This window comes from Rhodopirellula maiorica SM1 (assembly GCF_000346295.1).
GTDB lineage: Bacteria > Planctomycetota > Planctomycetia > Pirellulales > Pirellulaceae > Novipirellula > Novipirellula maiorica.
Window position 1 is genome coordinate 1 of the sequence record NZ_ANOG01000553.1, and the last position, 7,312, is coordinate 7,312.

At 54.5% G+C, this 7,312-nt stretch carries 3 protein-coding genes; 1 reads left to right on the plus strand and 2 read right to left on the minus strand.

Features of this window, described 5'->3' with window-relative positions:
- Window positions 1–560: 560 nt before the first annotated feature.
- Both RMSM_RS17840 and RMSM_RS17845 read right to left on the minus strand, forming a co-directional pair.
- Window positions 561–4,262: a Calx-beta domain-containing protein gene (locus tag RMSM_RS17840; RefSeq protein ID WP_008699194.1), complete on the minus strand. Its 3,702-nt coding sequence runs from the start codon at window positions 4,260–4,262 to the stop codon at window positions 561–563.
- A gap of 382 nt (window positions 4,263–4,644) precedes the next feature.
- The gene (locus RMSM_RS17845) at window positions 4,645–5,388 is read right to left on the minus strand and encodes a hypothetical protein (RefSeq protein WP_008699196.1); all 744 of its coding nucleotides are present in this window, start codon (window positions 5,386–5,388) and stop codon (window positions 4,645–4,647) included.
- 523 nt (window positions 5,389–5,911) lie between these two features.
- On the opposite strand from RMSM_RS17845, the gene RMSM_RS17850 reads away from it, so the two are divergent.
- A complete protein-coding gene (locus tag RMSM_RS17850; protein ID WP_040767855.1) occupies window positions 5,912–7,279 on the plus strand; it encodes a sulfatase family protein in 1,368 nt (455 codons plus the stop codon).
- Window positions 7,280–7,312 lie beyond the last annotated feature (33 nt).

The following is a 7,312-nucleotide window of genomic DNA, read 5'->3' on the forward strand; positions in this document are numbered from 1 at the left end:
ACCCACTTTGCGGCTGAGCACTAGCATCATTCGATCCTTGAATAAGTTGATTTTCGAAGTCAGAAGTCGACTTGGTGGGTCGATCAACGCAACCGCTGGACCAATGACAACACAATCCGATAAAAATCGTCCTATTTGGATGTTTTGACTCAACAAGCGACTCCGTCGTGGTGCAATTTCTCCTTAAACGAGCTGAAAACAGGGAGGATCGCTGGCTGCGGTTGCACAGAATCTTTCCAAGCCCCAAAAGCAGGTGGAAAGAATGTTTCCACAAAGTGACGACACTATTTTGCTAGCCCGTCGATCGAGACACCAACTTTGGTAGCGGCACGGCGCGAGCCCAATGCCATCTACTTTGGTAACCATTGGGGGGCTCAAGTAGTGGGATTCGCCAGAATCCCCACCTTTGCTGTTGAAACACCAGGAACTCTGGCGAGTCCCACTACCAAAGTAGATGGCATTGAGCGCAAGCCATCCGTTCGCAGCGAGAAAAACGTTCGGTTTAGACCGGGCGGCTCGCGCCGCACCGCTATAAATACCGTGCCGGAACGCCGGATCGGCTATCCGAGCAACTGCAGCGTATCGTCAAGCTCCGCCATCGCCTTGTCGACTTGCGTCTCCATCGCTTGGACTGTGTCCGAATCGACCGTGGCGCTGGTGGTCGGCAATTGGGCAAACGTGGTCACCTTGCTGGATCGCGCCTCCGCGACCGCTTGTGATGGCTCCGCGACGGATTCGCTTGCGGACCGAGAGCCCTCGCTTTGCAGCGTCATCGGTGTCGCCAGCGATTCGCTTGCGCCGCTGTTCGCGACATTGCGAGATAGCTGGTTGATCACTCGCAACGCGTCCATCGCCGTGATACGGCCATCCGAATTGACGTCGTAATAGCGTCCCGGAACCACCACGGTCTCGCCTTCCACACTGCCTTGACGACCTAATTGGTTGACGACCAATAATGCGTCCATCGTGGTGGTCTCACCGCTGGCGTCAACATCGGTTGACTCAACAAGATTGGTGGGGCTGACCCCGGCGACGGCATCATTTCCCGCGCTAGAACGGATGATCAAAACCTGGTCTTCATTGGATGCGTTCACAATCAACGCGTACAAATCTCCGGCGTTTAATGTCGCTGTCAGAACACCGCCCGTATCGTCGGCCAGCGGATTCAGATCTTCGTCATACAAAACCACTTGCGCGGTGACTGATGTCGAACCGACATGCCCCACGGTCAATGTCGTGTCCTTGATCGCTCCGAACAAGATCGCGGTGGACTGACCGCTGGCGGGAACCACTTGGGGACGTGCCATGTTGGCGGAGACCAGCAAACCGCCGCCTCCACTGGTGTCGTTGTCCAAAATCGAACCAGTAAACACGGTGCTTTCACCTAAATTCGCTCCGGTCGGTTGATTCAGTGTCACCACCACGGTTTCCAAGCTTTCGACGATCGCATCATCCACCAAATTGATCGTGATGTTGCCAACGGTTTGGCCTGCGGCGATCGTAATCGGGTTGACCACCACGGTATAGTCGCTTCCCGATGTTGCGGATCCCGTGACCGTAAAGGGAATCGTGATCGCCGTATCACTCGTTTTCGATAGCTGGACCGCCACGTTGATCGCCGACCCGCCCTCGCTAACCGTCTCAGTCACATTGGCGAGCGTGACGATCGGCTGACTTGGGACCGACGAATCGGAATCCTGCAGCGTGATCGTGTGCGTGGTGTCAGTTCCCAAGCTGGCACCGGTTGGCGACTGCAAGGTGACCGAGATCGATTCATCCGCTTCGCTTTCGGTATCGCTGATCACAGTCACCACGATTGTTCCCGAGGTCGCACCGGCTGGAATCCTTAGCGGACTGCTACTGATCGTGTAATCCGTTCCCGCCGTTGCCGTTCCGTTCACTGCAAACGGGATGACAATCTCGGATTCCGACGCCGCCGACAACGCGACCGAGATCGCAACGTTGCCGCCGTCTTCGCTGATCGTTTGCGCAACGGTTGAAAAATCGACCACCGGTTCGACGGGCACAGACGAGTCGTTATCGGTAATCGAAATCGTCAATGTAGAGTTTGCCCCAAGGTCGTATCCCGTCGGCGGCGTCAAGCTGATTCGGATCGTCTCGGTTGCTTCGATCAAACTGTCGTCGATAATTTCAATCGGCAAATTTGCCGTGCTGGTCCCCACCTCGAACCTCAGCGATTGCTGCCCCATCATGAAATCGCTGCCATTGGACGCCGTGCCGATAATCGTCACCGGCACCGTGATAACTTCGGGAGCCAAAATGCTCAGTCGTGCAGTGGCGGTCACTGCCATGGACGACTCAGACACCATGATTTCGTCGGTGGTGAAATCGATTTGCGGATTGCTGCCCTCGACGTCGTTATCCGTGATCGTGATCGTCGTCTCACTCACGCTGCCCAGCTCGCCAAAACTGGGCACACCAAGCGTGAATACGATCGTTTCATCCCCTTCAATGAAACTGTCTTCGAACACATTGATCTTGATCGTTCGCGATGTTTCGCCCGCGGCAAATCCAACCACGTTGGTCAAACTTGCGTAATCACGGCCGTTGATAGCGGTGCCGCTCAGAAAGAAGGGAACTTCGACAAACGACTCAGGGACCTCCGACAAACTAACCGTCACAAAAATCGCAGAGTCACCTTCGGACACACTCAGCGTCGATTGTTCAATGTTGATCGTCGGTGCAGGCGATAGGTCATCGTCGCTGATCGTAATCTGCTCGGTCGGGGTGTCCCCGAGGACGGCGCCGACCGGTGTTCCTAAATTGACAAACAGCACCTTGTCGCCATCAACAAGGGTGTCGTCACTGATATCGACCGTGATCGAGGCCGACGTTTGCCCGGCAGCAAAGACGAGAGGACTCGCGGAAATTGAAAAATCCGTATTCGGACTGGCCGAACCACCAAACGTGAACGGAACGGTAATCGGCGCATCGCTGGGTTTCGACAAGATCACGTTCAGCGAAATCGTGCCGATATCTTCGCCGACCGTTAAAGCTGAAGCACGAAAATTAACGGCTGGCGGAGGAACATCGTCGTTGTCGATGATCGTCAACACTTGGCGGATCGGCGTCCCCAGTTTTGCATTGGTCGGCGGGTCGAGTTTGACGATCACGGTTTCATTATTCTCTAATTCAAAATCATCCGTGATCGCGATCACAATCGTCCCACTTGTTTCACCCGAGGGAATCACGAGCGAGTCGCCGCTGATCACAAAATCGCTATCACGCGACGCACTTCCGGAAACCGTATAGGGAATCACCACGTCAAACTCGGTGGGTCCCGATAGAGTGACGGTCATCGCCGCCGAACCCGCATTCTCTTGGATGGTCGATGCCGCTAGATCGAGCGTCGCGATGGGAGTGCTGTCATCGTCATCAACAATGTTGACAGTGTGCGTCTTCTGAGTCCCCAGCAGTGCGCCCGATGCGTTGCCCAAGGTCACCACAATCGTCTCGGTAGATTCAGCCGACAAATCATCGTCGATCGTAAACGTAATGTCAGCGGACATACTGCCCGCGGGAATGATCAACGGCGACGCGTCCGCAGTGAAGTCGACGCCTTCGGTCGCCGTTCCAGAGACGGAAAACGGAACAATCACATCTTCGCTGGTAATCTGCGAGAGTGACACATTCACCGTAACGGTCCCCACATCCTCAAGTTGAGATTGCGTCGCGAGCGTTGTACTCACCACCGTTTCACTTGCATCACTGACTCGCAAAATCACGTCGCCATAGTCGGTGATTGGCAGCGCGTTGGATTCTCCGTCCACGACCAACGTCCGCCGCGCCGAGTTGCCGACGATCGCATCAAGGGTCAAACGATAATCGCCCGCTACATCGGGTACCGTGACGTCAAATGTTCCCAAACTGCGAGTCGGTGGGATCCCGATCGCCGCCTCAGCCGAGCTTGATACGACCGAATCGCCCACGCTCCGGTTGATCACATTGTCAATAAGAACAGGAAAATCTTCCGACTCGAAAAACGCGTCAATCTCGAGTGCCGGAGCACTACTGGCAAAATTCAACTGGAATCCCCGCACCGCTTGCTCGGCCGCCGTCAACAACGCTTCGAAACGGACCGTCGAACCCCCGCTCGCACTGACAACGGTAGTTCCGTCAAATTCCGTCGAATTTCCCACCACGGGCAATAGGTCGATCGCCGCGAGCAGACAACGGTCCTCGAGCAATTCAGCACCAAGACGTCGGCGTTTTACATATCGACTCGGGGTTCGACGACTCATAGGGAAACATCCTCGTTGCAGCAAGAAGAATCAGGGAAGGAAAAGTCTGTGGACTTTGCTAGAAAGGCAGGGTGAGGGTTAATCTTAATCCACCCAATCGGCGACTGCCACTATGATCTGCGGCGAAGCGAATTCAGCGAATTAACAAGTAAATTCACCCGCGATTCGCCAATTGGGACGCCACAAAACACCACAGGTCCCTAAGAAAACCCCTGCGGGTTGCCCCGAAAAGCCCGATGCTACGCAAAAAAAAACACCTCGGGGCGCAAAGCAACGGCCATCGTGGAGTATTGATTCAGCAAAAAAAAAGCCTCACTCGGTTGTGTTTTTCACAAACCGAGTGAGGCATTGGATAAGTCGGCGTTTCTGCAGTCGCGGCGAGTCAACGCAGCGAGATCGCATCCTGCAGTGGCTTCAGCACGCTGGCCACCAAATATTCGTCAATCAAATCGCGTCCGAGCGCGACCAGTCGATCGTATTCTTGGACATACGTTTCATCCGGTCCCAAGCTGTCGTAACGACGGACCGTCAAATAAACGCTGATCGGATCCTCGCTGTAATCGCCCGTGCGGACTTGGTAAGCATTGGTTCGTGATTCAAAGCTGATCCGGCACTGCGTCCGACAATCTTCGTCCAGTGCAAATTGAATCGCTGGTTCATGCGATAGTACTTTTCCGAAGGGCAAGTTCATAAACCCTTGCAACCCTGGCGCGACTCCTACGACCTCTGACAAAATATCGTTGTGGTTGCCGCGGTAGGCAAAGTCGAATCCGAACATCACGCTCAACGATTCGCAATCCAGCGGACTGGCGGACAATTCGTAAGGGATCAACTCCAACACGCTGCGATGCAGATCATCGATCGCGGCGGCGGATTCAGGATTCACAACTCCCGAGTTGACCCGTTTCAATTCGGTCGAAACCCAACGATAGGCCCCCGCTTCTTTCTCTTCCTCTAAAACAAACTCGTTTTTCTCGCGGCCGTAGAAGTTTTGCATCTTCGGGTAGCGGCGGCGGATTTGTTCAAAAAAATGGAGGACCGATTCGCGACCTTTGGGCAAATCCATCTCGGTCGTGAGAACCATGTTCAAGTAAAAGTCGTCGCTAAACGCACCATATCCGTTCATTCGTCACCTTTCGTGTCGCGTAGATGCTTTTTTGGGAGTGGTTGCCAGCACGGTGAATAGACGGGCAACCAAGAAATGGGTTCACAAGCAAGGATGTAAGATCACAAGCGAACCACGACGACTTAGTGGCTAATTCAATAAGATGATGTGTCCCTCGCTCGCATTCGGGTGGGTTTCAGTGAGAGATACAGTCGACATCCTTTAGTTTAAGCGTAAGCCGCCAAGGATTGAACCTCCGAAAGAACGCTTTTTCCTGCTTCCGATGGCGTCAAATCATTGCGAAGCCCCGTTTTCCCCGCAGCAGAGCTGTAAAATGGGAATCGCTTTGGCTAGAATGACGCGTCAAGTTCTGCGGAGAGACACCCTACCCAGCTGCCTTGGGGGGCTCGTTTCCACTTTAACTCGGACGCAGCACTCGATTTTCTAACCGCGAATTTCTAACCGCGAAAAAAACTTCTTGATGAGACTCCACCCTATGCCCCGCCGTCCGCTCGCAGGTTTCGTCCTAGTCTTCGCTGCCGCAATGATCCTGACATCTGCGGCGACAGCTGCGGAAAAGCCGAATATCGTCTTTATCTTTGCCGACGATATGTGCTTTGACACGATCGCCGGGTTAGGCAACTCCGAAGTCCAAACTCCCAATCTCGACGCGTTGGCGAGACGAGGCACCACGTTCACGCACGCTTACAACATGGGATCGTGGAGCGGTGCGGTGTGCGTCGCCAGCCGCACGATGCTGAACTCGGGACGCTATGTTTGGAACGCCAATGCGATTCACAAAACGAGCGAAAACGAACGCGAACAAGGGCGATGGTGGGGCGAGCTGATGAAGTCCGCAGGCTATCGCACCTACATGACTGGCAAATGGCACTGTACCGCGAGTGCGGAAAAGTCGTTTGATGTCGCGCGGGACATTCGCCCCGGCATGCCCAAAGACACTCGTGCCGGTTACAACCGGCCTGGCTCGGATGGTAGCGATCCATGGTCTCCGTCGGATCCAAAGTTTGGCGGCTATTGGCAAGGCGGCACTCACTGGAGCGAAGTGGTTGCCAATCACTCCGAAGACTTCCTGCACGATGCGGCTTCGCAAGACGATCCGTTCTTTATGTACCTCGCCTTCAACGCGCCGCACGATCCGCGTCAATCGCCCCAAGAATACGTCGATCGCTACCCCAGCGATTCGGTGGCGGTCCCGAAAAACTTTCAACCGATGTATCCCTACGCCGAATTTATCGGCTGTGGCAAAGGATTGCGTGACGAGCGTCTTGGGCCGTTCCCTCGCACCGAACGTGCAGTGCAAGTCCATCGCGGTGAATATTTCGCTCTGATCACTCACATGGATGATCAAATTGGCCGCATTTTGAAAGCACTCGAAGCGTCTGGCAAAGCCGACAACACCTGGATCTTCTTTACCGCCGACCATGGACTCGCCGTCGGCCAACACGGTTTGTTCGGCAAACAAAACATGTACGACCACAGTGTCCGCGTCCCCTTCATTGCCGTCGGCCCCGGTGTCAAAGCGAACGCGAAAATCGAGCAGCCAATTTACTTGCAAGACGTCATGCCAACGACACTCGAATTGGCGGGCGCTCCGAAACCCGAATACGTCGAGTTTCATTCCGTGTTGCCGATGCTCGCAGGCGAGTCGGGTTCGCTCGATGAAGTCTACGGCTGCTACTTGAATCTGCAGCGAAGCATTCGCACCGACAAATACAAACTGATCGTCTACCCCAAAGCCAAGACAATGCGTTTGTACGACATCAAAAACGACCCGCTGGAAATGCACGATTTGGCAGATGACCCCGCAATGCAGCAGACCGTAAAAGACCTCTTCGCAAGGCTGCAAACGTTACAAAAATCGATGAATGACGATCTCGTTCTGGAACTCTAAAACCGCTCCCAACTCACAGGGGGGGCAACGTCC

Excerpts from the sequence above, each read along its gene's own strand:
- RMSM_RS17840 (WP_008699194.1), bottom strand. The coding sequence starts at position 4,262 with ATGAGTCGTCGAACCCCGAGTCGATATGTAAAACGCCGACGTCTTGGT.
- RMSM_RS17845 (WP_008699196.1), bottom strand. The coding sequence starts at position 5,388 with ATGAACGGATATGGTGCGTTTAGCGACGACTTTTACTTGAACATGGTT.
- RMSM_RS17850 (WP_040767855.1), top strand. The coding sequence starts at position 5,912 with ATGATCCTGACATCTGCGGCGACAGCTGCGGAAAAGCCGAATATCGTC.